The sequence below is a fragment of the Methanocella sp. genome, assembly GCF_035506375.1.
Taxonomy (GTDB): Archaea; Halobacteriota; Methanocellia; order Methanocellales; family Methanocellaceae; genus Methanocella.
Genome location: NZ_DATJPM010000092.1, coordinates 1 through 26,065 on the forward strand (window position 1 = coordinate 1; position 26,065 = coordinate 26,065).

Consider the following 26,065-nt stretch of genomic DNA (forward strand, 5'->3'; position numbering starts at 1 on the left):
TGGACAAGCTCTCCTGGCTCTATCAGGCTGTTTGCCGTTGCATCATTAGAGTGCAGCCAAATGGTCTTGGTATTAACAGTCGCATCAGTAGCGCCATCATATGCTTTTGCAACATACTGGTTATTGTCCTGGAATGATACAATGGTCTTGCTTAAGTCGATCGGGCTCTGACCTGCAGTGAGCTGTAACGTTACAGCAATATCGGTTACAGTCTTACCGTCGGTGCTGCCAGTACCGATGATATCGCCGGAAGTCTGGACAGACGACGTTGCCATGTCCACACCAGTGTGCACAGTTTGCTTCGCTTTCTCCGAAGTGAAGAAGCCGGCCCCTAACATGACGTAGGAGAAGACTGCAGCTACCACCACGAAGGCGATCAGTACGATTGCGGCTTCCAGACCAGTGAAACCCGCATCATTCTTGACGAATTTATTTGCCTTAGACATTTCGAATTTCCTCCATGCGGCTTTGAATCGCAATATTTTTCCCCTACATCGAAATTTTTTCGATGTTGAGGCACGATTTCTTCAATATCGTTCGTAAATCGTTTTTAGAATCGTTTTTTTTGAACGATATGATGCAATTCTTTGCCGCACCACAATCTATTGTTAAGCAACCTGTAGTATATAAATCTATTCTTTTTTAAAGTTTTTTAACGCGTTATTGTGATAATTTTTATGGAAAATCCTTAGTTTTTTTACTTATTGAAATATATTTGATTAAAATAGAACATATTAATTTTACAAGTTATGGTAAGCTAAATATATTTGATTGTTTTAGAAATTATTATGTTGCAGCGCGCAGTATTACTTGTGATAACTGATGCGGCATGTAATTGCTTAACTATAACCATCTCTTATTACGGTATCTATTGGCCCATTTCGGCAAGCGTCTCCAATTCTTCTATCGCTTTTTTTGCCGTATTTCTTTTACCCCGGGCGCCCTGCGCCACCAGGCCGTCATACTCATCCTGAAGCATTTTCACTGCCCTGCGAAGCCGCGCCGCATCAAAACGATCGATATATTTACGAATGATCCTGGCGCGGTAGATCACGTTCTCATAGGGATCCATGGCCTGCTTATGGGGAGTGATAGTCCAGAGAGGAACGACAGATAATAATATGAGCAGAGACAGCCCCGCAAGCACGGTGCTCATATCGATACCGGCGAGCGGTGACTGCACGGGAATGACCTCAACAGTCTTTCCCAGGATCATCTCATCGCCCACCATGACGATGATACCCCAAAGCCCTGTGCGGTCAAAGGTGACATTTCCCTCGCTGACTGGATATACTGCGCCTTCCGGCGATACGGCCAGCAAGGATATGCCCCGGTTACTCAGGCCTTCAAATATAGATATAGAGACGGGCACGGGCTCGCCGGCAACGGCTTTATCCTGGACGTTCAGCTTGATGGCCCGGTCCAGCAGTGTCACGACTTTATTCGTGTCCTGGAGCACGGAATATTGCACATAGTTGGTCTTGTTACTCTGGACAAAGACGACGGGCGTCCCTGTTGTTGTTAGGGCCGGCACGCCCGACACGTTCAGCCTGAAAAGGAACGAGTCGGCGCTGGAAATGTAATTGGCGAAATCGTCCAGGTATGGCTCCACGCTCGTCGTCAGCAAGGTCGGCGTGAATATGAACTCCTGCTCGCCGGGCTTTGCCGTCTCGTTTGTTACGCTCAATGTAAAATAGACGATCTTAGACTCTCCGGGCCTTAATGTTAAAACGGATTCGCTCAGGTTAAGCCAGTCTATACTGGTGGGCTCGGTGACCCCGACCCTAATAATATATACTCCATTCCGGTTGCCGTCATTATAGACGACAAAAGAGCCATTATAGGTAAAAGGCAGCTTATCGGCGTCCGCAGACCTGGTCGTGGGGGCATATGCCCGTATGCCGGTGCCATAACAAAAAGACGGTATCGTTTGTGATGCGATGGCCAGCAGTAACAGTATACATACGACAAGCTTTCTGCCCCTCGACATCCTGATGCCTCTAATATTATAACTATAAATATATATTAAAAGTTTAGGAAAATAAAAGCTCGTTTTTACTCAATGACATTATTCGCCGGATACCCTTATGTTCTCAAATTTAATGCTCGGCATATATCCCGTCGCGGGCGACAGCCCCGAGCCTTCGAGCTTATAGTTGTCCGCCAGCTCGGCATTCATGAGCATCTGGGGCATGTTGCCGCCGATCATGCCCCCCTTGAGCGGGTAAGCGAGCTCTCCATCCTTGATGGCATATCCTGCGTATATGGCCACGGAGAAGTCGCCGCTGGCACGGTTCGCGGTATGGGCCCCCAGCACGTCCAGCACCAGCACGCCGTTCTTCGTGTCCCGGATCATCTTCTCCTCGCTCATCGTCGGGCCGTTGAATATGATATTTCGGGCGCATGTCGTCGGGGGCACTTTGTAGGACGTACTCGCGTCGAGCCGGTCGGCGTGCATGGCGCTGCCCGTCGGCTTCGTGCCGCTCTCGATGGCCGAAAATTCGTCATACAGGAACATCTTTAATATGCCGTCCTCGACGAGCACGTTCTTCCGGCTCGGGTAGCCTTCTTCGTCCATGGCATAAGTGTTCAGCCCTTTGTCGAACGTGCCGTCGTCAAGTATCGTCAGCCCTTTTGCGGCCACCTGTTTTCCTATCTTACCCGCATAGACGGACTCGTACTTCTTGACGGCCGAACCATATAACGCGGGTGCGACGGTGTTACAAAATATATCAAATGCCGCGCTCGGCCTCATTATAACGGTCATTGGCGCAGTCTCGATGCCTTTCTGGTTTAGCTGGCTGGCCGCCCTCTCCGTGGCCGTATTGCCGATCTTTTCGAAGTTGATGTCCAGGAAGCGCGACATATCGGACTCGCTGCCGTTGGCGACCATGCCGCTCTCTTTGATGAGGGACATGATGCTGCCGCTCACCATCGTGCCCTCGTCGTAAGCGGCGACGCCGTTTGAGTTTGCGACGGCCATGGCGACAGTTCCAAAGCCAATGCCGCCCCTGGCGGGGAAAGCCCGCTTATCGCAGGAAGCCCCTTCCATCATATCCCTGGCCAGGCTTATGCCGTCCTCGGGCACCAGGGAGGCGATACGATTATCGAAAAGGGAGCGCGCGCCGGCATAGTCCTTATCGCCATGGAACGCGTAGTCGCCCGGCTTTCCAAACCGCGTGGCGGCGATGGCCTGCTTCAGGCCGAAGTCGATGGTCGCGTCGGAGCAATATGCATAGCCGGTGCGGCGATCCTTGATGACTCGGAGCCCGATGCCGTAGTCGCCGTCCATGGAGCCGAACGTGACGTTCCCGCCCTCCACCGAGATCGAGGTATGCCGGGCCTTCTGCACGAACGCCTCGCACTGGACACCGGCGGCCGCTCCCGCGTCCACCGCCTTTTTCGCGATCGATAAAAGCTCGTCCTGCATCTTACCTGCCTCCTACGACGCATTTCGCGATCCGTATGTGCGGCCCCCCGTCGCTCACGGGTGCCGACTGGCCTTTGCCGCAGATGCCCGGGTGGCCCAGCGTCAGGTCCCTGCCGACCATGTCGATCTGCTTCAGGATGTCCAGCGTCTTACCGGACAGGGACACGTCCCGCAGCGGCTTCGTAATCTCGCCGTTCTCGATGAGGTAGGCCTCCTGGGCGTTGAACTGGAAGAGCCCCTGAGATGTATCCACCTGACCACCCCGGCTGTCTTTTGCATAGACGCCCCGCTTAATTCCCTCCAGCATTTCTTTAAAAGTGGCATCGCCCATTTCGATGTACGTGTTACTCATCCGCGCGATAGGCCTGTAATGATATGACTCGGCCCGGGCGCCGCCGTTCGGCTCTAAGCCCAGCCGGGCGGCTGTCTCCCGGTTTAATATCAGATCGTTGAGCACGCCGTCCCTGACCAGCACTTTCGTCCTCGCGCGGACGCCCTCGTCATCATAAATGAAGCTGCCGAAGAGGCCCGGTATCGTGGGGTCGTCCTTAATGGTCACGATCTCGTTGCCGATCGTCTGCCCCAAAAGCCCTTCGAAGCAGGAGTTCCCGGTGGCCACGAGGTCTCCCTCGGACGCGTGGCCCACCGCCTCGTGCGCGAAAACCCCGCAGAGGCCGTTATCCGCGATGACCGGCATGGGCCCGGACGGCGGAGACTTTCCCGCCAGCAAGGCGACAAGCGAGGCAACGCCATCCCTGGCCACAGTAATATTACGATCCCCGTCGAAGGCCTCGAAGCCTGTCGTGTTGCCGATACGGCGCCGCACCGACTGAATGTCGTCATCTTTCCTGCCCACGATATCGGCCGCCCAGAGGATGCGCGGCGTCTTCGTGACGACATGTGCGCCCTCGGACGACATGATCTCCTCGAGCGTATATGAATCCTTATAAGTGGTCGTCAGGTTGGCGATGAAGTCATAGTCTTTAAGCGCATCATAAGTCGATTCGAGGACGGCGAGCTTGGACTCCATGCTCATATCAAGGAAACTCTTCTTCATGGGGATCTCGACTTCATCCCGCATCGGCTCGATCGGCGCAAGCGACGATTTAACCTTTATCGATTCGCCGATGCCCTTCGCCATCCGCGCAGCCCTGTCAGCCGCGTCGACGAGCGATTTCTCGGTCAGCTCGGGGGCGCTGGCGAAGCCCCATGCGCCCCGGTAGAGTACCCGGACGCAGGCTCCCTCTTCGCTTCCCGCGATGGCCCTGGTCACGTCCTTGTTCTTCATCTCCAGGTTCGTGCTCGTGACGTTCGTATAGCGGACGTCGTAGTAATCTGCCCTGCCTTCCAGGGCCAGCTCAACTGTGCGGATCAAAAGATCTCACCATATAATATACTGGTGTGAAATCTATAAAAAATATGTTACATTATAGTATACTTTATCCTTTACAATTTAAGTCTCTGTATGCCAAGGCCCTCTAAAAAGAGTTAAGTTGATCTCAAACAATTTCAGCCACGAAGCGACTCTAAGAAGGCCTGAAGCTACACGAAGATATTTAAGAACATTTAAAAAAGTCTTTGAGCAGCTTTGAGACAGCTTGGAGTCGCTTCGTGGCTGAAAAAATCTTCGAGCCACTTATATATTTTTTCAAGGGGCTCAGGCTTCAGCGGCGCTTGAGGACCTGCTGTAGGCCCTTGAAGAGCGAGTCGCTGATCTTGTTCGCCGTGTCCACGTCTATGACCAGGCCGCCCATCTTCTCGATGGCCGCGCCGAATTCCGTCATGGTGTAGCCGCCGCTCTTCTTGAACCGGCGCGAATCGTCGGTATGAAGCTGAATATAGAGGAACCGGGCATGGTTATACTGAATATTCCGGATCAGCTCGAACGCCTTCATGTTCACGAGCACGTCCTCGGCATAGACGCTACGGCCGACCTCGGGCACGCCGTCGGTGAGGACGATGATGACCTTGGAGCCGCGCTTACGGTGCCAGCCCTGGTCAGTCAGGGACTGGAGCGCCAGGTCCAGGCGGGTACCTCCGGAGCCATTACGGGAAATGAGCTGGCGGTACATGTTGGCGCTGGCATTGTACGGCCCCTCGGCCCGGCTGCCGAAGGTCCACAGGCTGATGTCGGCCGATTTTCCTAAGCCTTCCATGAGGGCCAGACAGGCCACCTTGGCGTATGACTGGGGCGACTGCGACTCGTTGACCGTCGCTCCCATATTCTTATTCCTCCACCAGGCGGTCATGGAGTTCGAGTCGTCGTACATGATGGCGAGGTTCAGCTTTTTCACGTCCTTGAGGCGATAGCGGGCGATGACGCCGTCGAGCGTCTTGCCATGCTGGCCGAAGGTCGAGATAGTCCGGTCAAAAGAGATGATGCCGCCGCCAGAATATGAGGAATAGACCATGCGGGTGGTCATTGACGGCATGATATTATATAAGCGTAAAAAGCTGCGGCCGATGATGCGCGTGCCGTTCATCAGATCGTCATAAGCGTCGACGTCCGAGGGGTCTGTCAGGCACTTAGCGCAGGCCTCGCGGATCCTGGTATCGTCGTCGAAGATCATAGGCGGCTCGCGATCCTCAAGGCCAGCTCGTTAACCGTTTGTATGGATGCATAGTCCGTCTCGTCGGCGATGACGATGCCCTGGTGCATCGCGGCATCCGTGAAAGCGGTCTTGCCGTCCAGGCCCTCCGAGATCGAAAGATCGCAGTACCGCGTCATCTTTATGACGCCGTCCGTGGACAGGCCCAGGGGGAGTACCTTCTCCTCCTGCCAGAGCCTCCTCGTCTCCTCGGCGAAGTCCAGGATGGCATTCACGATGGCCGGGTCCATGTTCGGGGCATAGGAGCGGATGACCTTCTCTTCGGTGAAGCGATTAATATAGCCTATAAAGATCGGGATGAACCGGCGCTTGAGAGCAGAGCTCATCTTGAACGTGCCCTCGTCGCCCAGGTTTGCCGTGACTACCAGCACCCAGTTATCCGGCTTCTTCAGGACCTCCTCGCTGTACTCGACGGGCAGTATGCCCGCGGATAAAAGCATGAACAAACCAGAATAAGCGGTCGTCGGGGCACGGTTGAACTCGTCGATCAGGAGGTTCTTATGCTCCTTCACCGAGCGGGTGATGATACCATCCTTGTAGATGAACTTCTGGGACAGCTCGGGATTCCCCGACATCGAGAGCGGATGAAAGCCGCCGATGGTATGGTATTCGGTCATCCCTTCCGTGGCCTCGATGCGGTAGTAGTTGTCGCCGCTGGATATATAGTTTAAAATATGCTCGGCAATTGTCGTCTTGCCGTTGCCCGGAGGACCGTAGAGCATGATAGGATAGCCAAGATTAATGTACATAAGTGCCCGGACGATGGCCTCGTCCTGGCCCTTAACCTCGCAGGTCTCGATGATCTTGATCATGTCCTCGCGGTTCAGCAGCGTCATAGGGATCAGTACTTCTTCATGAACTCAATCTCTATATTCTTTATCATTTTTTCCGCGTCCGTCTTGTCGTCGCCATTATATTTGGCGGCGAGAGTCTGGTACTCACTCTTGAAGCGCCCTATCGTGGACGCCGCCTTGATGCGGTCCACTTCGCCGATATTCTTGCTGAAGAGATCCATCTCGCTCATGAGGCCCGCGTAATGGTTCACCCGGGGCCTGGTAGCCGCCGCAGCGATCGCCGATGCGGAGGGGATCTTTTCATAGATGATGCCCTTTTTGCTTACGACACGCCGATAATTTAAAAGATGTAATATCAGATCATGGGCGACGAACATCAAGGAGACGATGATGATATTAACGAGGAAATAGAGCCAAATCGTTACCAGTATGAACATTATGATATCGGGTATTGAATTTGCTATACCGGACAGGGCGCCGGCATCGATGCCGCGGGGGCTTTCCCCGAATACGGCAATGATGGCCGTGAACAGATAGATCGGATACGAGATGAACGTCGCCTTGAGCGAGGTCATTATCTTTTCGCTCAACGTCGTCTCGCTCATCGTGTGATCCTTCCAGATGAACGCCCAGATGACGAACAGGACAGCCCAGAGGGCGCAGCCGAGGAGCGCCAGGTCCGCACGGCCGTTCAGGAATATATACTTGTAAATGTCCGGCGCCAGGACGGCGAAGCCCATGCCCGCGAAGATGAATGAATAGCTGTCCTTCTCCATGTACGTGATCAGCACCGTTGCCGCAATAGCCAGGGAAAGAACGAGAGTTGGGTAGAATTGGGTATATGGCGCGACGATATCGCTGGCATACATTATCTCCCCCGAAGGCTGGTTCTCCCACATATTATAGGCGAAACCCACTGTTGCGAACAGCACGAGACCAAGTATAATATAAATTATCGTTTTCAAAGTTCCGTTTTCGATCTCTCGCACTTTTAATATAGCGAGCATAATCGCGAGAGATATAATGACGATAGATACCATTATCAGGATATTTATCAAATTCAGATCAGGCATATCCTCACCGAACACCCAACAGACACTAAGTAAGCATTTAGTGTTTATAAAGCTTACAGTCGCTTTGCAAATTATTTTTGACTATACCCCGACTTTTTTCAAATATTATACTTAATTTGGCTTTTAACCTTTTAACTATACTTCATCGAAACATATAATAGTTGTGATAGAAGCGCTCAGCCGGATAATCGTAATACGGTTCCCCGGATGACATTTATCGGGGCGTCCGTCTTGAATCCGACCCCCATATAATGGGTGCGCGATGCTGCATAGCCCTGCCTTTTCAGGTCGCCCAGAAGAGTCGGGATGTCCGTGGGCGTGGCCTTGAGGTCCCGGCAGATGGCATGATGGTCATAGAATGTGGATGTATCCAGCTCGTCCCTCACCAGGCTTAGCATGCGAATAGCTCTCTCTTTTTTATTGAACTGGCCCGCCTCCAGCACACCGATGACCTTCTCTACGAATGCCCGGTCCTTTGTCATGCCAAGCCATAGCGGGCCGGCCACTCGCACGGGTGCGCCGCACACCGGGCACGTCTCGGTCGCCTGGACGGCGAGCCCCTTCAGCTCGAACCTGTTCTTGCACTTAAAACAATGTACGATAAAGCCGATGTCCTTCATCATCGCGTCCGCCTCCGCCCGCCCATGCGAAACGCCGAGGTACAGCCGTATATAGTGCTCCGTCGTATGGCAGAGCAGCGGCTTAAGCGCCCGGTCGTATTTCGCCTCCTCCCGGGCGACCTTGCCCAGCAGGATGCGCAGCCCCATCTCCGGGTAATATTCGGTCTTGAGCGGATATGCGGCGTAGGTCCGGATGCCCGACTTGAGGTGGGCGCCGCAGAGCGGGGCCGTGTCCGTCGCCGTGATGCCCATGGCACGCTTCGAGGCCCAGCAGACTGAATTAATGTACGGCGCGGGCGTACCGAAGGGGTCGATGTCCACAAAGTCGAAGGAGCGCTGCGAAAGCAGCGTGTTGGCGCCGCAGTTCGATACTTCGAGGCAGGCGCCGTTCGCTTCCGCGTTATTTTTTATGATCTCGCAGGCGGGCTCATCCCAGTCGTTCGACGTGACCCTTATATCCCGGGATACTTCCTTCTTCACCCGGATCCCCCTGATGCCCGAAGCCGACATAACGTCAATATAATCCGATATCTCCGGTAGGGCCTCTAAGCAAGCGACGGTAATGTCCCGGTTCATCTCCATCCGGGGATTATAGAACGCGTTACCCGTCTCGATAGAGACGCGGCCCTCCTTTACCATCATCAGAGGGCTGAATGTGGGGTTAAACCATAATAATGTTTTGATGAACTCATTAAGGCTATAAAAAATATTAATAAAATTTTGGTGCCGCCTGGCGTAACCAAATATCTAATAAATAATAATCATTCTTTCATCCATACATCCCCAGAATTATTAATTAAGCTTACAGTGGCTTAACCACAGATTTGCAGCCGGGGCACTCTTTCATATCCAGGGCGAGCTTACTGCCACAGTGTTTACACTGCCACCGGGCTTCGGCCTCCTCCAGCCATTTATCGATACCGGCCTCGAGGATACGCCTGGCGTTCTTTTCTGCCTCGCCCTTCGACCGCATGTCGTCCTCATAAAGCCCCTGCAGGGAATCGCAGGGGAACTCATTGCACATACTGCAGGACTCGAGGCCTCTGCCCAGGGCGCACCTCCGGAAAATACATCTCTTGCTTAACGCGAATCGGTCGGCAGTGCCGCAGCCTTCACATTTGATCATGTCGATGGTACAGCGGGTCTTGAAAGAAAGCTCGAAGATCTTTTTTTCGTCCCCGTCCCGGGATGCGCGGTGTACGGGACAGCTGCCGCAGTACATGCCGCACTTGCCGGCGAGAGCTCTATCGGACATGAAGGAGCATTATGCGGCCCGGATATTTAAATCATTTTCGCGTCTTAAAAATTTAAAAAGGGTTAGTGTATCAAGATATTGCCGTAAAGTGGCACGTCGAGTCCCTGCCCGAGGAATAGGCAGATCACAACGATCAGTACCCATAACACGAGCAGGCCGAAAATGACCAGCAGGGGCATTAGCAGGCCGCCCAGCTTTGTGGCGTCCTTGACGACTGACATATTTCCTATACCCATATGCTTTTCCACTGCAGCATTACTGCATTTGTACATTAAGCGCTAATATGGCTTAAATCTGACGATTAAATGTCCTAATTTATTTTTATATAAACACAAACAGGTTAAACAATTTGTACAAAAGGATAAAAGAGGCCGGTGCGCAGGCAAATATAAAAGTTTAATACGAATAACGTGGCCACTGCATATGTATGGAGCTTATACCCGCCGACGGAAAATGCATAGTCGCCAGCGACGGCACCATCGTCTGGTGCGACGCGGTCTTCAGCGAATGGTTCTCTCACAGGGGCCTCGGAGCAGGCGCAAAGCTCAGCCAGCTATTCCCCGGCGCGAGGGGCGTATGCAGGCCCGGCGCGGTATATGAAGATACGGATAAGCTGGGCAAGCGGCGCTATTTCGCCATGGAATGCCGGCCGATGCAGGGGATGAAGGGCGAAAAGGTCAGCGACGAGATCCGCATCAGGAAGATCACGCTCGATAAGGTGCTCGCGGACATACCCCGAATGGCGACTCAGGCTAAGGGCGCTGAGGAACTTTTTGAGAAAGTGCTCTGGCTCTTGAGGGATACGACTCATTATCTGGCCTTCGCCGGGTACCTCGCCCGGGATAGCCGGGTCGAGCTGGTGGCGAGCAAGGGATGGACTGAAAAGCTCAAGTCCTACATCTCTCTTCAGCCTATTGTCCCCGACTCCCCGAGCCTGGCGGGCAGGACGGCCTACCACAGAAAACAGATCGTCATGGCCATGAAGGACTACGGGCTCATGCCCGAGGTCAAGTCCGCCATCCAGAAGCTCGGCGGGGATTACATCGTGGTCACGCCCCTGGTCGACCAGGATAAGCTCGTCGGCGTGTTGACAGTGATCAACGATAAGGTCCTGACGCCGGCCGATTCCGAGGCGCTGCAATCCTTATGCGTCCAGGTGGCGGCGGCGCTTAATATGAAGCTGCAGGAAGAGGCGGCCGCGGAGAAGGCGGAAGATGCAATACTTTATGCGAACATCATCGCCAGGACATTGCAGGCGGGCGTGAATGATAAGGATGTGGCCACGCTGCTTCACTCCTTAAACGATAATACTGCCCTGGATAACATCCCGCTAAAGGGCGCCGTCGATTACGCGAGATCGGCCGTGGAGCAGATCGCGGAAGCGTCCCATAAAAAAATTAGCGTCAAATCCTCCGGGCTCGATAGCGTGGAAATCGGCCTGCTACTCAAGTACGCTATTTTTGAGATACTGAAGAACAGCATCGACCACTCCAGAGCCCAGGCGGTCGACGTCGATATCCGCATGGTGAGAGAACGCTCGGGGGGCAGCCGGCTCGAAATATCCGATAATGGCCCCGGTATCCCCGATGAATTCAAGTCGGAGGTCTTCCGGCCGGTCAAGGCCAGCCTGAAGGGCGGGATGGGGCTTTACCTGGTCAAAAAGATCGCCAATAAGTATGGAGGCCGGGTATGGGTCGAGGACCGGGTGCACGGCGACTACCGTAAAGGTGTAAGCGTGGTCATTACGATACTGTCATCGACATAGTTTTTTTTATCTTACAATACTTTATCGTTGATCTTTTTCGTAAAGGCCTTTAGAAATTATTGCTTTGTTGAATATGCCCTTTTAAGTCTCAGAGTGTACGGAGGCACTATTTTTCACCACAAAGGCACGAAGAGCACGGAGGCCCACAAAGACTTTTTTATAATTAAGAGACAAAGGACACAAAGCCGCTTTTTGAACTTCTAAGATACAGGATATGAAGGCACAGGGGTAAAAAGTGCTCTTGTTCATTCCACTGTGTCTTTGTATCCTTCGTGCCCTGATGTCAATGAACCGGCTTTGTGTACTTTGTAACTTAATCTAAAAAAAGACTTTGTGGGCCTCCGTGCTCTTCGTGCCTCTGTGGTGAAAAATAGTGCCCTCAGTGCCCTTAAAAAGCTTAAAATACGGGAGTAATTCAACACAGCAAAAGAAATTAATTATGACTAAACTCATTCATTTAATAATAAATCTTTAAATGTAGCTTCGCGGTCTTCGCATATGCTTCTTTGACTTTGCGCTCGAAACAGTCTTCGCGGGCTTAAGCCGGAGAAGTGCACAATATACAGACTTATTCAACACAGCAGTAATTTTGAGATGGGCTTAGTATCACTTTTTAATGCTGCGGCCTTTCGTATATATTCCCACGATGGCGAGGCTGCCGATTAGGATGAACGGTAACAGCGGCGAGCAGCAGCCGAATCTGTAGATCGATGGCACAGGCGTGGAAGGCACAACGGTAGGCGTGGGCGTGCCGAAGGCCTGCAGGTCGTAGGTCTCGTTAGCTAAAAGCAAACTCGGGTTCGTGCCTTCGAAGACGTGCACCTTCGTAAGCACGGCGTCCTTAGGTATAGGTATCTCGTTCCACCGGATGTCGGACTTCGAGTGCGGCTGCACCTCCACGCCCGAATACTCGTCCTGGTTCGGGTTGAACTTATAGACCCGGCCCCGGCTGTCGATTAGCTCATACTGGATGTTGCCTACCTCCATCTGGTCACCTGTATTCTCATACTGGTAGACGAGGTGGGCCCATTTCGTGTCCTGGGGCGCCTTCGACGGGTAGATATTGCCCATGTAATTATCGGTGACGTTGACCTGGAGCAAATGGATGACGATATTAGAATTATAGCGCTGGAAATCCCCGTGGACGAGGTATGTCTCGTCGGCGAAGGCCGGAACGGCGATCGACGTGACCGCTACGAGCAGCGTGGCGAAGAGAATGCACCTTAAGCGAACGGGCATAGTTGAATAAGTATGGTTTGAAAATTTATACTTTTTCGTAATTTAATATTAATATGGATTATTTCATCGAAACGTAAGCGAAGGCCGCAGAGATGATGATGATGATGGCGCCGATGGCAATGAGCATCCAGCCGCCAGGAGCATACTCATCCGTACGGGCAGCGTCTTTATCTTTTTCCTCCAGGGCAAAACGCCTCGAAAATACTTCGTGGGGAAGCATCATGGCACGGGCGATGGACGGCGAGCTGGCCTTAACGAAGAACTCGACGAACGCGCCGAATGTGAAGACGATGGCGCCCGTGAAGAACAGGACGTTGCTCAGCGCACGGAAGAATTGAGGCGCCTGGAAAATATCCGTACCGCTCATCAGGCCAATGTATGCCCCAATGATAAAGGCTATAACAAGGCCTATGCCAAGGATGGCAATAGTATAAAATAGAATCGTGAAGAGTAAAGCGCCATATTTTTCTTGCATATAAGAAAAAGTAACCTATGATAAGGTAAAAGCTTTCCCTTTAAATGATATTAAAAAAGAACCCGGCCGCAAGTAGTACCAGAATAGAGCCATTCAGGATATGAAGAAGCACCGCATGGCGGGACCTTATCTTTTCCATGCGTTCCGCGCCAAAGCCCAGCGCTAATAATAACCCAAGGGCAAGCACCGGCAAAATGACCCCAAAGTCAAAGACGAGCAGGTAAAAGGCCCCCGAAATTACCTCTTTTGACAATACGATCTTGCTCAGGATGGCGAGGTATATGCCACCGGCGCAGGGCATTTTTACCATGCCGAACAGGCCGCCCAGCAGAAAGCTCCCCGCCAGACGGTATTTTGTATATAGCGGCTTGACCGACGCGATCAGGCTGCGAGTAGCTGCTCCCGGCGCTTTGCCGCTATACCTCTGGTACGCGTTTAAAAACGAATAGGCGGCGAGAGCCAGGATTATGATGATGACCGCATACTCCAGATAGTCGCTCAGCCAGGGAATAAAGCTCACTGCCTCGAAGAGTCCCGCGCCGATAAGAAGGTATACTACCAGTATGCCCAGGCAAAAGACAAGGACGTTTAGCATCACGTCCCACTTATTTCCCGTTGCAGATGCGACTTCCGCCGATATGAATATCAGGATGGCGATGATGCACGGATTGAATCCGGCTATCACGCCGGCGGCCAAAAGCGTAAGGACGTCGAAGCGATATACGGGCGGGACTGTATCTTCCGGCATGACTATCACATGGGACCCTTCCGTGTCCAGATACGTTATCTCAGGGCTCTGCGTCCTGTCGATGTCGCCGCTTACCGTGGCATTATAAGCAAGGCTGACACTGTTGCCGGGCTGAATCGCACCTTCCCAGGATGCTTTTCCCGCTATGACATTTATGCCGTTACCTTCCCCGTCGGAAAAGCTCAAGATCACCGTCTCATTGCCCTCATTCCGGATGGTATTCGACACGATCAGCATGGACGCATTTGAAGGGTCTCTAATGATCGTCCTGTCTATTGTTACTGGCACTTTATACTGGTTTGCGTCCTTGATCTTTTGTATTATCAGGTTATACACGACTCCCCGGTCGCCCTCGAACTCGTCCGATCCTATTACCGTATTTCCATTGATGACCATCCCCGGGACGCCATTTAGATGATACCGATCGATGTATTCCAGCCCTTCCTTAGAAGTGTCGACGTATTCCACATAATTGACCTTGATCGTCGTACTATTGTTAATGTCCGAGAGCGCCTGCATGGTCACGGGCCTGGCCCTTTCGCAGGCGACGCAGCCGTGGCTATAGATCAATACCACATCTACCGTGCCATTATGGCCCGTTTGGCTTTGAGCGGAACAGTTCGCAGGCGAAAAACTAAAAAAGGATATCGCTGAAATCAATAAGATACAAAAAAGTAACATCCCTCGGCGACCCATTTTTATACCTCGCGTTAACAAAACAATTGATTAAAGCAATCTGATAATCTATAAATACTGTGGCTACTCATACTATTTCAATTCTCAGCCCGGGACGTGATGTTGAATGAAGTTCGAGAACACGATCAAGAGCCTGTTCGGCAAGGAGCCAGATGAGGCTGTCAAGGAGCTCCTCAAGAACATTGAGGAAGACTATGGCGAAGTTCCATTCATCCTCCAGGCGATGAGCGACAAGCCCAACGTCCTCCTGCCGAAGATCATCTACGACGACGCCGTCCTGAGGAGCCCCGAACACCTGGACGAGAAGACGGTCGAGCTGATCACCATCGGGGTCGCCACGGCTCTAAAGTGCGACCACTGCCTGAACATGCACCTCCGCGTCGCGGCCCGAAAAGGCATCTCGGACGACGAGGTCTTCGAAGCCATCCTCATCGGCAGCGCGCTTTCCAGCACCGCCGTCATGGCGCAGGCCATGCGCGTCTATGAGAACCATAAAAAAGAGTTTAAGGCGAAAGAGGAGATCGGCGGCGAATGCGAGGGCTGTATCGCCTACGAGAACCATAACGGCAGGCATAAGATCGAATAATCCTTTTTATAGCGGCAGGCCGCCCTTTTCGAGCGCTTCAAATATCTTATCGACGATGATGGCAGCGAAGTCCGCGCTAACGAGCCCCATGTCGGGATAGGCGTACGTCATCTTTATCTCTGGGTGGGCTTCCTGGAGCTTATTGACGGCTTCCGGTATGTCCACGAGCGTGTGCGAGCTCCGGTCGCAGAAACCAGTGCCGCCGATGAATATGATCTTTATAGCGCCCTGATCCAGCGCCTTATCGAGGGCCTCCTCCAGCGTTGGCGAGGCGAACTCCAGGTTGCCGACATGGAAGTTGCTGTAGCCGCCCTTCTCGCGGATCAGCTTTTCCAGCTCCAGCGTATCGTAGGACAGCGGGTCATTCTCCTCGTTGCGCGGCCACTTTCGGACCATATCGGACCATTCTTCGATGTGTTTCTCCGCCTTTCCCATGCCGAGCTCGCCGGAGCTCAGGTGCTCCAGGGGGATATCGCCATGGGCAATCATCACGACGCCGAAATCGTCCCCTAGAGCGGCTATGGGCATTATTGCTGCCAGCGCGATATTTTTGCCAAGCGCCGAGTCGATCCGCTTTATAAAAAGACTGGCTATCCGTTCAAAAGGTATGCCGGGGCGGGCATATATTAACTCCAGGGCCGGATGGCGGGCCGAAATCTCCCGCAGGATCGCGGGCACGTCCAGGAGACTGTGGGAGCTGCGCATCATGAGGCCGGGCGAGTTGGCGAGGATGATCTTCTTGACGCCCTGCGATCCCAGCCTCTCGACGGCTTCCTCGATAGTGGGGCTGGAAAATTCCATGTAGCCGACCTCGAAGTGTTTAAAGCCCCCCGCTTTCCGGACCTCGTCGGCCAGCATGCGCATGTCACACGAATACGGGTCGTCGGGCTTTCGAGGCAGGTCCCGGGTCCTATCGCTGATCTTTTCCAGCATGCCCTCGATGAAATCGAACATCGGCCTCTGCTTCTCCTTGAAATCGAAGGGGAAGTCACCGTGCTGGACCAGGATAATGCCGATATCTCCCATGGTAACACCGATTAATAGACTTACAACTAACTCGTGTTATAATTCTATTAATACGTAATAAAGATGGCGTTATTTAAAAAAATAAAAATCGACTAATGCTTATGCCCATGCTTGTGCTTATGCTCGTGCTCGTGGGCGTGTTTTTCTTCACCATGCTCATGCTCGTGGGCGTGCTTGTGGACGTGCTCGTGCTCGTGCTCGCCGGCTTCGCCGCCCCCGTGGGCATGCTCATGCATTTTTAGCTCTTCTTCCTCTTTTTTGCCGTGCTTATGCTCGTGCCCTTTCTCATCGTGCATTTAAACCACAAATAATAATATAATAATTAAATATATATTAAATAATTGGCCTTAAAGCTCGGCGCCCGGCGTGATGGTCGTGAGCTTAACGTGCTTCACGCCCTTTAGTGACATCATCTTCTCGGCAAATGCCTTGATGTCCTTGGCGTCGCCCCTGAGCGTGAGGATCTCCAGGCAGTTATGCTCGTCTATGTGGACGTGGACCGAGGACTGCGTGAGCTCGCTGTTGTCGTGCTGGATGTCGATTATATTGTTGACAAGGCCACGCTGATCGTGGTCATAGAGGAGCGATATGATGCCGATACGGTCGCCATGGACCTCGCTCATCCACTCGTAATTCAGAATATAGTTGCGGATGGCGTCCCGGATGCCCTCGGACCGGGAGGAGTAGCCCCGCTTCGTGATGATCTCGTCGAACCTGCCTAAGAGATTATCCGGTAAGGATACGCCGATGCGCATGAGTTCCTGTTCCATTGTTGTCACGCTCGATACGATATAACATTAATTTTTAATAAAATATTACTTATGACATAAAATATCTTTTGTTCCATGCTAAAGACGCCATTTGTTAATTTTAACCCTTTTAATTTTTGTATTATCCCTGATTTAGTAACAATAAATTAAAAATTCAGATTATTAAGTGTTAAAAAAAGCAAAATATTTATGCGATAATAACATTTTACCATTAAGGAGATATCGGATGAAGATCGCAGTGTGTGGAAAAGGCGGCTGCGGCAAGAGCACGGTTTCGGCGCTTCTCGCGAGGGAAATGGCCGTCCGGGGCTTAAACGTCCTAGTCGTCGACCTGGACGAGTCCAACTACGGCCTCCACCGGCAGCTCGGGATGGAGGAGCCCGCCGACTTTATCGGCCATTTCGGCGGCAAGGAAGCGGCCACGAAGAAGATCGTCGAATATTACACGGACCGGTCAAAGCCGCCGTTCGAGATGAACTGGTCGATCGCCACGTTGCCTTCGGCATACGTCGTCGAGAAGGACGGTATACGCCTCATGGCCGTGGGCAAGATCCACGACTTCGGCGAGGGCTGCGCCTGCACGATGGGGTCGCTCTCCGAGCTGCTTTTTAAGAATCTGGCGCTGGGCGAAAAGGACGTCGTCATCGCGGACACCGAGGCGGGCATCGAGCACCTGGGCCGCGGCATCGAGGCCGGCTTCGACCACATCCTCGTCATCGTCGACCCCTCCTACGAGTCGCTCCGGCTCTCGCGCAAGATCGAGGCCATGGTAGGCGGTAACGGGACGAAGGTCCACTTCGTGCTGAACAAGATGGACGAGGACATTAAAAAACAGGTGCTCGGGTGGTTTGAAGGCAAGCACGTCGTAGCCGTGATACCCGAGGACAAGGGGTTGTTCCGGGCCACGCTCGAAGGGCGGGCGCTGGACATGAAAATACCGGAGCTCGGGGCGCTGGCCGATTCCCTAAATTAATTTTTTACACGAGATCTTCCGGCGATATCGTGGTCAGCCGGACGTGCTTAACTCCCTTGAGCGACATCAGCTTATCGACAAAGCGTTTTATGCTATCGCCTTCTCCCCGCACGACGATGACGTCCATACAATTATCCGTATCCAGGTACTTGTGGACCGTCGTCAGGGTCAGGCCGGCGTACTCGTGCTTGACCCGCACGAGGCCCGAAACCATGGCCCGATGGTCTTCTCCATATACGAAGGAGATGATGCCGATCCGCTCCCCGTGGACCTCGCTCATCCATTCCTCATACCGGATGTAATTTCGGATGGCGTCCCGGATGCCCTCGGACCGCGAGGAATATCCCAGGCTGCCGATGATCGCGTCGAAGCGTCCCATGAGCTGTTCCGGGACGGAAATACCTATGCGCATCAGATCCTGCATCGTGCGTCGACTCCCATTCAGCGTTTTTAATATAAGCGCAAGGGGACATTTTTGTTATGAGGTGAACGATTGGATGAAACTTAATTTATATCTTATTTCGGGTGGTTATCCTGTCTATCCTCTTGCGCTAATATTACAAATATAAAATAATGTATTACTTAGTATTAAATATTTCTATAATGGTCATATAAAGCGAACATTTATTTTATTAATCAACGATATATTGGATATTAATTCGATACTCTTTTAAAATTGATAAAAATTTTAAATTTAACATCAATTATGCTTTCATCCATTGAATAATTGACCTATGTATTACGATTTTAATTATTATTGATAAGATAAAATATATATTCAATCAGTTAAAAAGATATTTTTTAATAGGAGGTAATGCCCATGTGCGCCACCTGCGCCAAGCACAACCCGAAGAAAACTCCGAAGAAGTAAATACTCTTCAGCAATTTTTTTTCTTATTTTATATATGGCAGTATGATTTTTTTATTCTCGTGTTCGATGATTTGGACGTCCACACCGTAAACCGCCTGGATGTTTTCGGCCGTCATCACGTCCAGAGCCCTTCCCCGGGCGACGACATTGCTGCGGCCCCCATCGAGCTTCGCGAGAAGGACGACATCGTCTGAATAGATAAGAGCGTGGTTAGGATCATGCAGAGTCATTACGACGGTCATTCCTTCTTCTCTCGCTAGGCCGGTGACGAGCGCGAGCACGCGCATCTGGTTCTTTAAGTCTAAAAACGTCGTAGGCTCGTCGAGCAATAAGAACTCCGGCTCTTGTGCCAGCGCCCGGGCGATCATCACGAGCTGGCGCTCGCCGCCGCTGATGGCCGTATAGGGCATATCCGCCAGGTGGGCGATGCCCAGCGTCGAGAGCACACACGTGACGACTTCGAGGTCCGCTTTGGAAGGCGTCGAGAAGGCCCCTACGTACGGCGCCCGGCCGGTTAGAACGACGTCGATCACCGCAAAGGGAAAGGACGATCGGTGCGACTGCGGGACGCTGCCCATCTTTTTCGAAAGCTCCACCGGCCGCATTTCGGCAACATTTTTCCCTTCGAGAAATACGTTGCCATGGTCCGGCACGAGATAGCGGCTGATGATCTTCAGGAGCGTGGTCTTGCCGCACCCGTTCGGCCCAAGTAAAGCCACGACGGAGCCCTTCTCGATGGAGACGTCGATCCCCTCCAGGACTTTCAGGCCGCCATAGGCCTTGCCGATGCCCGCGATTCGGATGCCTTCGGTCATTCCCAGCCGCCCACCTTCGCCCGGCGCAAAATAAAAATAAAGAACGGCGCGCCGATGAGCGTCGTGATGATGCTCACCGGGATCTCGAACCCGAAAGCCGCCCGGGAGGCGTCGTCCACGATGACGAGGAATGCCGCCCCGAACGTGAACGAGAGCGGGATGAGCAGCCGGTGGTCCGGGCCGATGACCATGCGTATCATGTGCGGCACGATGAGGCCGACCAGGGAAATGATGCCCGCAATCGCCACGGAGGCCGAGGCGACGAGCGACGCGGCCACGATGAATAATACTTTATATAATTCCGTGTTCATGCCCACGGACTTCGCCTCCTCATCGCCGAGCGCGAGCACGTTGAGCCGCCACCGCAGCAGGATTATGACCGCGCACCCCAACACGATGAGGTACCAGGACTCGTTCAGCTTCGACCAGGTGGAGGCGTTGAAGGTGCCCATGATCCAGAGGACGATACTCTGGAGGGCCTTCTCATTCGTCTTGATCTGGACGATGCCCAGGAGCGCCGTGAAGATGGCCGAGGTGATGACGCCCGAGAGGACGAGCGATATCACCGGGGTCTCGCCCTTATTCCGGGCCATGAGGTAGGCCAGGCCGATGGCGAGCAGGCTGAACGCGAACGCGGCCGGCTCCAGGGGCAGCGTGGGCAGGATGGCGATGGACAGGGCGGCGCCAAACGCCGCGCCCGATGACAGCCCGAGGATATACGGGTCAACGAGGGGGTTCTTGAAGATGCCCTGGAAGGAGGCGCCCGATATGGAAAGCGCCCCGCCGACCAGCAGCGCCGTCAGGATGCGCGGCAGCCGGACGTCGAAGATGACACTGTTGTACATGCCGGGATAGTCCAGGCCCGTGCCGAAGATCCGGGAAACAAGGACCCCGAGGGTCTCGTTAATCGAAAGGCCGAAACTGCCGATGAAAAGAGATATCACGAACGCCGGCAGAGGCGAAATTATAAATAAAAAAGCGGCGATGGTCTTCCACATCTTCGGGGTTATCGCCATTGCCCGTCCACCTTATGCCTTTGCATACCCGGGGTAATGCACTCCATAGACCGATACAAAGAATGCGTCGTACTCCTTGTTCAGGTCCAGCGAGGCGAACTTATCCGGGTTGATGTTCTTGGCGATCTTCATCACCACGAGGGGCAGCCGCGAGGTCATGGAGTCGTCCAGGAACGGGTCGTTCAGCTCGTAGACGCGGCCGTTCTTGACGGCGCTGATGTTCCGCCAGGCTTTGAAGTCGTCGCCGGTCATGACGTCCTTGGGGTCGAGCTTGGGGTTGTACCACATGTAGATGACGTCCGGGTTCAGCGCCTGGATCGCCTCCATGGTCAGGACCGGGTGCTCGTCGTACTTCGTGTCGTTGTTCCAGTTATTCAGGACGTTCTTTCCGCCCGCCGCGTTGATCAGGTCGTTGGTCGAGCTGTGCAAGCCCGCCGTGCCGTAGACGTCGCCCCACATCCAGTAGACCGTCGGCTTCTGGTTATCGGGTATCGTGGCGGTGACGTCCGTGACCTTCTTCATGGTGGCGTTCATCGTGTCCAGCACCTGCTGGCCGCGCTGCTCGTTGCCCGTGATCTTGGCGAAGTCCCGGTGCTGCTTGTAGATGTCGCTGAAGTTTCTCAGGTAGACGCCGTAGACCGGCACGTGCAGGTTCTCCGAGATGGCCTTCGTGTCCTTGTCATTCCAGTCCGCCGACCAGAGCACGACCAGGTCCGGCTTCGCCTTGGCCAGCGCTTCCAGGTCCGCGCCGTTACTCGTGGAGATCTTCAGGGTGGCATTATAGTCCGGGTCCACGGCGCGGAAGAAGGCCTCCTTGTACTGGGGCATCCAGATGTCGCCGATGCCCACAATATCGTCGGCGCCTCCGATGGCGTACATCGTGTTCATCGCGTTCTCGACCAGGAACACGATACGTTTACACGGGTAGGGCACCGTGATCGTCATGCCCCGGTCGTCGATGACCGTGACCGTCTGCGGGGCCGGCGTCGTCGTCGCCGACGGCGTGGCCGAAGCGCCCGTATTCGTGGTCGTACAGCCCGCAATCAGTAGCGAGATGCTTACCATCATTAAAATGGTAGCGATTAAAAGCTTTGAATATTTCATGCTTGATATCACCACTTATTCTTACAATTATTTATTTTACAAACGTTTTTTGTTACAAATTTATCTATTAGTATTACTTTTGAAAAATATTTATAGGTTTTGTTCACACAATTTGACTTGATTTTTAAAAATAATATAACCTGGATTGCGGTGATCTAATCTCATATTGATTATCAAAATAAGCTAGTGGCTCAACCAGTTATCCTAATTTAACCCCTATAAAATCTGGACTGTGATAAAAAAGAAACCTATCAACATCTTAATACCAAACTAACTTTTTATTACTATTATAGAAATCTTTATCAACTAGTAACACAATATTAAATTATCGTAATAACATTGGGGTGAGGGCGCAAGATGTTAATGTTCGACCAACCCTCCTCCGGGTACAGAAAGCTCGAAAAACGCTTGACTCGAATAACGCACCAGCCTCCCAACGCTAATACTCTTGCGCCCGTTCAATCCTCATATTCCTCATATTTTAATACTGGATTATCGGGTTTTTTATTATTTGATCGGCAGACTGCATATAACAATATGATTGTTTCACATATTGTCCTGGGCTAGAATTGTGGAATATTAAATAAAAAAACGGGCCTCTTTCGAGGCCCCTGGAGATTTATTTCTTACGGTTGAATATGGCTATTATTACTCCGATCAGCATACCGGCTGCGATGGCTTCGATACCCACCGGCGTTGGCTGTGCTGTCGCTGCTGTCGTGGGTACGGCTGTCGGCGAAGATGTCGTCTGCAGTACCAGCTGCTTATTGTACTTGAGCACATCGGCCATCGTGGCCGTATTCGGCACCGAGCTGGGGAAGTTCGTGAAGATGACGCGCTTTGCGTTGATGCCATGGTCGTGTAGGGCCTCCTCGATGCCCTTGGCCAGCTCGCCGGACTGCATGTTCTCGATGATATACGATACATTCTTGTATTTGTCCGGATTGGCGTTGATGTCCGCGACGACCTTGTCGGCGGTCTTCGATCCGTTCATGACGAACTCGGGCGCATAGAAGTTCACGACGTCCATGCCCAGCCAGCCCTGCACCGGGTCCATCTGCCACATCATGACGATGACCTTGGTCTGGTTCAATTGCGCCTTCTCCGCGGGCGTCGGCTGAATGGCGTCGAACAGCTTCAGATAGTCGTCATACCTTTGCTCGTAGTAGCTCTTATTCGCCGGGTCCTTCGCCTCGAGCCAGCCCTTCACCTGGGCGGCGACTCCCTTCGCCGTATCCGGCGTGTTCCATCCGGCCATGGGATTGGAAATGCACTGCCAGGTGACGTTTCCGTAGTTGTTGGAGGACATGTATTTTTCAACGGCCGGGATGTTGAAGTACTGGTCGTTCGAGTCGTTAAAAGCGACGAACAAGTCCGCGTTCTTGATGAAATCAGCGTTCATCTGGATGCGGCTCGGTATGATGTCGCTCTGGACATCGGGGCATAAAGCGGGGTCAGAAATACTGATCGCCACGACCTTATCTCCGCCGATGTACGTTATCGGGTCCATGAGCACGCTGGTCGTGCAGACGACCTGGATCTTCCCCGTAGCCTGCTCTGCAGCGGCCGGCGCGATTAGAAAAATCAACAGTAAAGACACAAGCAATATAAGGAATAATCGATTGGTTGTCATACATAAGAAGTTATGTTACTAATTATTTAACCTTTATTACTTGTTACCCGCCTTTTTAATGAAAATATTACTGAAAAGGAAAATACAAGCGTTAGTAAGATTGCTACCAGGGGGCTGATGGGCAGCGTGTATTGAAATCCGGCCCAGACGCCCGTGGCACTGATCACGAGCGCGACGAGCGGCGCGACGACGAACATACTGCGCACGTTAAAGCAGAACTGGTAGGCGATCGCCGCGGGCGTGACGAGCCATACGAAGATCAGTAGCCCGCCCACGATGTTCATGCACAGGGCGACCGATATGGCGGTAATGAATAAAAGGGCATAATAGACGGGTTTGGTCCGGATCCCCGAAGCCTCCGCGATCTTCATGTTGAAGATAATCGCCAGGATCTCCTTATAGAAGACGATGATGAACAGCACTGTGATTAGGCAGATGAGCGCCAGCAGGTAAATGTCCTGCCGGTAAAGCGATAGGAGGTTACCAAAGAGGAGGTTGCCCGCCGCCAGGCCTTTACCCGAATACTGGAGATAGGCGATGAAAAAGACGGCGACAGCCATGGACATCGCGAATAGCACGCTGAGGGTCGTATCCGCCGACATGCGGGACCGGTCGCTCAGTGGCCCCAGGAGCGCCGCGATGCAGACGCAGAAGGCCACGGCGGCCAGCGTTGAATTGATGCCCATGAACATGCCGACGGCCGCCCCGGCGAACGCCGCGTGGGACATGGTGACGCCGATCGACGAGAGGTTCATGCGGGTGATGAAGACTCCGAGAATGGCACAAGAGATCGATGCCAGGATCATGGCCTCCATGGCGTGGCAGACGATGTTGTTCGGGATCAGCGGCTCCAGGAACATTCAGGCCACCGCCCGGGCGCGGACGATGTCCGCCACCTCTCCGGCGCCGCAGGCGCCGTCGTACGATATTCGCCCTGCGTTCATGACCACGATGCGTATCCGCATGTCCGGGAGGCCGTCGAAGGCGTGCGAGACCATCATGATCGTCGTGCCATTCCGGACGAGGCTCTTCAGGATCCCGGTGATGTATTCCCGGGAGCTAAAGTCCAGATTACTAAAAGGCTCGTCCAGTAAAAGCAGCTCGGGCTCCCGGGCGATGTTCTGGGCGATGAGCGCTTTTTGCTGCTGGCCGCCGCTCAGCGTGCCGATCGGCTTATTAGCCAGGTCTTCGATGCCGACGGCCCGGATGGCTCTTTCCGTCGCCTCGATGTCTGCCCATCCGGGCCTCTTCAGCAGGCCAAGCCGGCCATATCGGCCCATGAGAACGACCTGTTCGACCGTGAAGGGTGTAAACGGGTCAAAATAAAAGCTCTGGAGCACATACCCTACTTTTTTCCGGACCTCGATGCCCTGCCGCCGCACTTCGAGGCCGCAGACGGACGCGCTGCCGTGCGTGATACTGACCATACCGTTAACCGACTCCAGAAGCGTCGTCTTGCCTGCGCCGTTCGGTCCTCCGACGACCACGTATTCTCCACTATCAACGCTCAGCGATAAGTCCTTGATGACCGGCCTGTCACCGCCCTCGTAGGCCGTGTATATGCCTTTCAGGTCAATGATGCCCAATCCCTTGTCCCTCAGTTCGAGCTTACCGTGAAGAGATCCGTATCGTCCCTGCCATACATGTCCGCGGCCAATCGCTCGATCAATTCACTGTAGTGGTGATCATCCCTGGGCGGGAATTTAATGGGCCTCAGCCTCATGACCAGCTTTTTACCGTCCGCCTTGAATTCGCATTTGACCTCGTCGCTCACTACGAGCTCGATGTTCCTCTTGCCCAGGGTGCAGCCGCTGCCGATCTGCACGCCGTCCGCCAGGCAGGACTGCGGCGTCTTCCCCGAGCAGTAGACGACGGCGCTCATCTTGAACGGGTCGTGGCAGAAATATCGCCTTACGTATTTGCCCATCCTGTATCCTAGAACGATGTACGGGCCCAGGTGGCCGTGGAACGCCGCCAGGTCCTCTATCGTATAATCTTTTTCCAGGCCTGTGTATATACAACCGCCAGTATCGTGCATGCAATAAAATTCATACTATTAACGCTTAAATTTTACGTTGTTATTATGAAATAATAACTATTTTATCATTGATGCTACGTATTAAATTCTATGAGACTATTCCTATCCGGGTCGTTCTTCAGCGACGACGAGGTCCTGCGCATCGGCCGCGTAAAGGACGCACTCGAGGGGATCGGGTTCGAAGTATACAGCACGTACCACCGCAATCCGCCGATCGACCTGGGCAGTAAAGCAGAGAAGAACAGGCGTTTCAGGCTTCTATGCCGGGAGATCAAGAATAGCGATGGCGTGTTCGCGATACTCGACGGCAGGGACGCCGGGACGATATGGGAAATGGGCTATGCGTTCGCTCTTGGCCGGCCCATGGCCGCCTTCGTGGAGCGGGACAGGTACTATTCGCTAATGATCGATAGCTCTTCGCATGTCGTTTATGGCTTCGATGAGATCGATGGCCGGCTAATGGACTTTTATCAGACGGGTAAGCCGAAAAAAGGGATGAGCCCCGCAGTGCGTCCGCACGAATAAGCCC

The 26,065-nt window shown here is 53.0% G+C and carries 28 protein-coding genes; 5 read left to right on the forward strand and 23 right to left on the reverse strand.

All coding sequences use genetic code 11. The annotated features are described in order from the left end of the window. The 10 genes from VMC84_RS12390 to VMC84_RS12435 all read right to left on the reverse strand — a co-directional run. Window positions 1–446 (reverse strand): archaellin/type IV pilin N-terminal domain-containing protein (locus VMC84_RS12390; RefSeq protein WP_325381106.1); only part of this gene is annotated, 446 nt, incomplete at its 3' end. 422 nt (window positions 447–868) lie between these two features. After that, window positions 869–1,990 (reverse strand): hypothetical protein, encoded by a 1,122-nt coding sequence (locus tag VMC84_RS12395; protein ID WP_325381108.1) that lies wholly within the window; start codon window positions 1,988–1,990, stop codon window positions 869–871. A gap of 78 nt (window positions 1,991–2,068) precedes the next feature. Beyond that, window positions 2,069–3,430: a TldD/PmbA family protein gene (locus tag VMC84_RS12400; protein ID WP_325381110.1), complete on the reverse strand. Its 1,362-nt coding sequence runs from the start codon at window positions 3,428–3,430 to the stop codon at window positions 2,069–2,071. 1 nt (window position 3,431) lies between these two features. Beyond that, entirely contained in the window at window positions 3,432–4,805 is a 1,374-nt protein-coding gene (locus VMC84_RS12405; protein ID WP_325381111.1) for a TldD/PmbA family protein, read from the reverse strand. A 289-nt stretch (window positions 4,806–5,094) separates the two neighbouring features. Next, window positions 5,095–6,000: a vWA domain-containing protein gene (locus tag VMC84_RS12410; RefSeq protein WP_325381113.1), complete on the reverse strand. Its 906-nt coding sequence runs from the start codon at window positions 5,998–6,000 to the stop codon at window positions 5,095–5,097. Continuing rightward, entirely contained in the window at window positions 5,997–6,875 is an 879-nt protein-coding gene (locus tag VMC84_RS12415; RefSeq protein ID WP_325381114.1) for a MoxR family ATPase, read from the reverse strand. Before VMC84_RS12415 ends, VMC84_RS12410 begins: the two co-directional genes overlap by 4 nt. Before the next feature lie 5 nt (window positions 6,876–6,880). Further along, window positions 6,881–7,765 (reverse strand): hypothetical protein, encoded by an 885-nt coding sequence (locus VMC84_RS12420; RefSeq protein ID WP_325381116.1) that lies wholly within the window; start codon window positions 7,763–7,765, stop codon window positions 6,881–6,883. A gap of 317 nt (window positions 7,766–8,082) precedes the next feature. Next, window positions 8,083–9,168, reverse strand: a complete 1,086-nt coding sequence (locus VMC84_RS12425; RefSeq protein WP_325381117.1) for a tRNA (guanine(10)-N(2))-dimethyltransferase — start codon at window positions 9,166–9,168, stop codon at window positions 8,083–8,085. Window positions 9,169–9,328: 160 nt separating this feature from the next. Beyond that, window positions 9,329–9,781, reverse strand: a complete 453-nt coding sequence (locus tag VMC84_RS12430) for a DUF3795 domain-containing protein (RefSeq protein ID WP_325381119.1) — start codon at window positions 9,779–9,781, stop codon at window positions 9,329–9,331. Window positions 9,782–9,843: 62 nt separating this feature from the next. After that, the gene (locus VMC84_RS12435; RefSeq protein WP_325381121.1) at window positions 9,844–10,002 is read right to left on the reverse strand and encodes a hypothetical protein; all 159 of its coding nucleotides are present in this window, start codon (window positions 10,000–10,002) and stop codon (window positions 9,844–9,846) included. Window positions 10,003–10,208: 206 nt separating this feature from the next. Here VMC84_RS12435 and VMC84_RS12440 point away from each other — a divergent pair, with 206 nt between their 5' ends. Beyond that, entirely contained in the window at window positions 10,209–11,546 is a 1,338-nt protein-coding gene (locus VMC84_RS12440) for a GAF domain-containing sensor histidine kinase (RefSeq protein WP_325381123.1), read from the forward strand. Between the two features lie 606 nt (window positions 11,547–12,152). On the opposite strand, the gene VMC84_RS12445 is transcribed toward VMC84_RS12440, so the two are convergent. The 3 genes from VMC84_RS12445 to VMC84_RS12455 form a co-directional block, all read right to left on the reverse strand. Continuing rightward, window positions 12,153–12,785 carry a hypothetical protein gene (locus tag VMC84_RS12445; RefSeq protein WP_325381125.1) on the reverse strand — a complete coding sequence of 211 codons (633 nt, stop codon included), beginning with the start codon at window positions 12,783–12,785 and terminating at the stop codon, window positions 12,153–12,155. 58 nt (window positions 12,786–12,843) lie between these two features. Then, window positions 12,844–13,152, reverse strand: coding sequence for a hypothetical protein (locus VMC84_RS12450; protein ID WP_325381127.1), 309 nt, complete (start codon window positions 13,150–13,152; stop codon window positions 12,844–12,846). Between the two features lie 148 nt (window positions 13,153–13,300). Then, window positions 13,301–14,584 (reverse strand): cytochrome c biogenesis protein CcdA, encoded by a 1,284-nt coding sequence (locus VMC84_RS12455; protein WP_325381129.1) that lies wholly within the window; start codon window positions 14,582–14,584, stop codon window positions 13,301–13,303. Between the two features lie 226 nt (window positions 14,585–14,810). Here VMC84_RS12455 and VMC84_RS12460 point away from each other — a divergent pair, with 226 nt between their 5' ends. Further along, entirely contained in the window at window positions 14,811–15,290 is a 480-nt protein-coding gene (locus tag VMC84_RS12460) for a carboxymuconolactone decarboxylase family protein (RefSeq protein WP_325381131.1), read from the forward strand. Window positions 15,291–15,296: 6 nt separating this feature from the next. Here VMC84_RS12460 and VMC84_RS12465 read toward each other — a convergent pair whose 3' ends face one another. Then, a complete protein-coding gene (locus VMC84_RS12465) occupies window positions 15,297–16,316 on the reverse strand; it encodes a sirohydrochlorin chelatase (RefSeq protein ID WP_325381133.1) in 1,020 nt (339 codons plus the stop codon). 101 nt (window positions 16,317–16,417) lie between these two features. Between VMC84_RS12465 and VMC84_RS12470 the strand changes: the two genes are divergently transcribed. Next, on the forward strand, window positions 16,418–16,558 hold the full coding sequence (locus VMC84_RS12470; protein WP_325381135.1) for a hypothetical protein: 141 nt from the start codon (window positions 16,418–16,420) through the stop codon (window positions 16,556–16,558). A gap of 105 nt (window positions 16,559–16,663) precedes the next feature. Here VMC84_RS12470 and nikR (VMC84_RS12475) read toward each other — a convergent pair whose 3' ends face one another. Further along, window positions 16,664–17,086 carry a nickel-responsive transcriptional regulator NikR gene (nikR, locus tag VMC84_RS12475; RefSeq protein ID WP_325381137.1) on the reverse strand — a complete coding sequence of 141 codons (423 nt, stop codon included), beginning with the start codon at window positions 17,084–17,086 and terminating at the stop codon, window positions 16,664–16,666. Window positions 17,087–17,312: 226 nt separating this feature from the next. Between nikR (VMC84_RS12475) and VMC84_RS12480 the strand changes: the two genes are divergently transcribed. Next, window positions 17,313–18,059, forward strand: coding sequence for a P-loop NTPase (locus tag VMC84_RS12480; protein ID WP_414676446.1), 747 nt, complete (start codon window positions 17,313–17,315; stop codon window positions 18,057–18,059). Window positions 18,060–18,063: 4 nt separating this feature from the next. Here the strand turns inward: VMC84_RS12480 and nikR (VMC84_RS12485) are convergent, their stop codons facing one another. From nikR (VMC84_RS12485) to VMC84_RS12520, 8 genes are all read right to left on the reverse strand, one after another. Then, the gene (gene nikR, locus VMC84_RS12485) at window positions 18,064–18,483 is read right to left on the reverse strand and encodes a nickel-responsive transcriptional regulator NikR (RefSeq protein WP_325381141.1); all 420 of its coding nucleotides are present in this window, start codon (window positions 18,481–18,483) and stop codon (window positions 18,064–18,066) included. Between the two features lie 470 nt (window positions 18,484–18,953). Next, window positions 18,954–19,745: an ABC transporter ATP-binding protein gene (locus VMC84_RS12490; RefSeq protein WP_325381143.1), complete on the reverse strand. Its 792-nt coding sequence runs from the start codon at window positions 19,743–19,745 to the stop codon at window positions 18,954–18,956. Further along, complete coding sequence (locus tag VMC84_RS12495; protein WP_325381145.1) at window positions 19,742–20,761, reverse strand: iron ABC transporter permease; 1,020 nt, start codon at window positions 20,759–20,761, stop codon at window positions 19,742–19,744. The genes VMC84_RS12490 and VMC84_RS12495 overlap by 4 nt, the downstream gene beginning before the upstream one ends. A gap of 12 nt (window positions 20,762–20,773) precedes the next feature. Beyond that, on the reverse strand, window positions 20,774–21,829 hold the full coding sequence (locus VMC84_RS12500; protein WP_325381147.1) for an ABC transporter substrate-binding protein: 1,056 nt from the start codon (window positions 21,827–21,829) through the stop codon (window positions 20,774–20,776). Between the two features lie 655 nt (window positions 21,830–22,484). Further along, a complete protein-coding gene (locus tag VMC84_RS12505; RefSeq protein ID WP_325381149.1) occupies window positions 22,485–23,453 on the reverse strand; it encodes a metal ABC transporter solute-binding protein, Zn/Mn family in 969 nt (322 codons plus the stop codon). A 71-nt stretch (window positions 23,454–23,524) separates the two neighbouring features. Then, window positions 23,525–24,358 carry a metal ABC transporter permease gene (locus tag VMC84_RS12510; protein ID WP_325381151.1) on the reverse strand — a complete coding sequence of 278 codons (834 nt, stop codon included), beginning with the start codon at window positions 24,356–24,358 and terminating at the stop codon, window positions 23,525–23,527. Further along, window positions 24,359–25,084: a metal ABC transporter ATP-binding protein gene (locus tag VMC84_RS12515; protein WP_325381153.1), complete on the reverse strand. Its 726-nt coding sequence runs from the start codon at window positions 25,082–25,084 to the stop codon at window positions 24,359–24,361. It lies immediately after the preceding gene. Between the two features lie 11 nt (window positions 25,085–25,095). Continuing rightward, a complete protein-coding gene (locus VMC84_RS12520; protein WP_325381155.1) occupies window positions 25,096–25,536 on the reverse strand; it encodes a formylmethanofuran dehydrogenase subunit E family protein in 441 nt (146 codons plus the stop codon). 90 nt (window positions 25,537–25,626) lie between these two features. On the opposite strand from VMC84_RS12520, the gene VMC84_RS12525 reads away from it, so the two are divergent. Next, the gene (locus VMC84_RS12525) at window positions 25,627–26,061 is read left to right on the forward strand and encodes a nucleoside 2-deoxyribosyltransferase (protein WP_325381157.1); all 435 of its coding nucleotides are present in this window, start codon (window positions 25,627–25,629) and stop codon (window positions 26,059–26,061) included. Window positions 26,062–26,065: the final 4 nt, after the last annotated feature.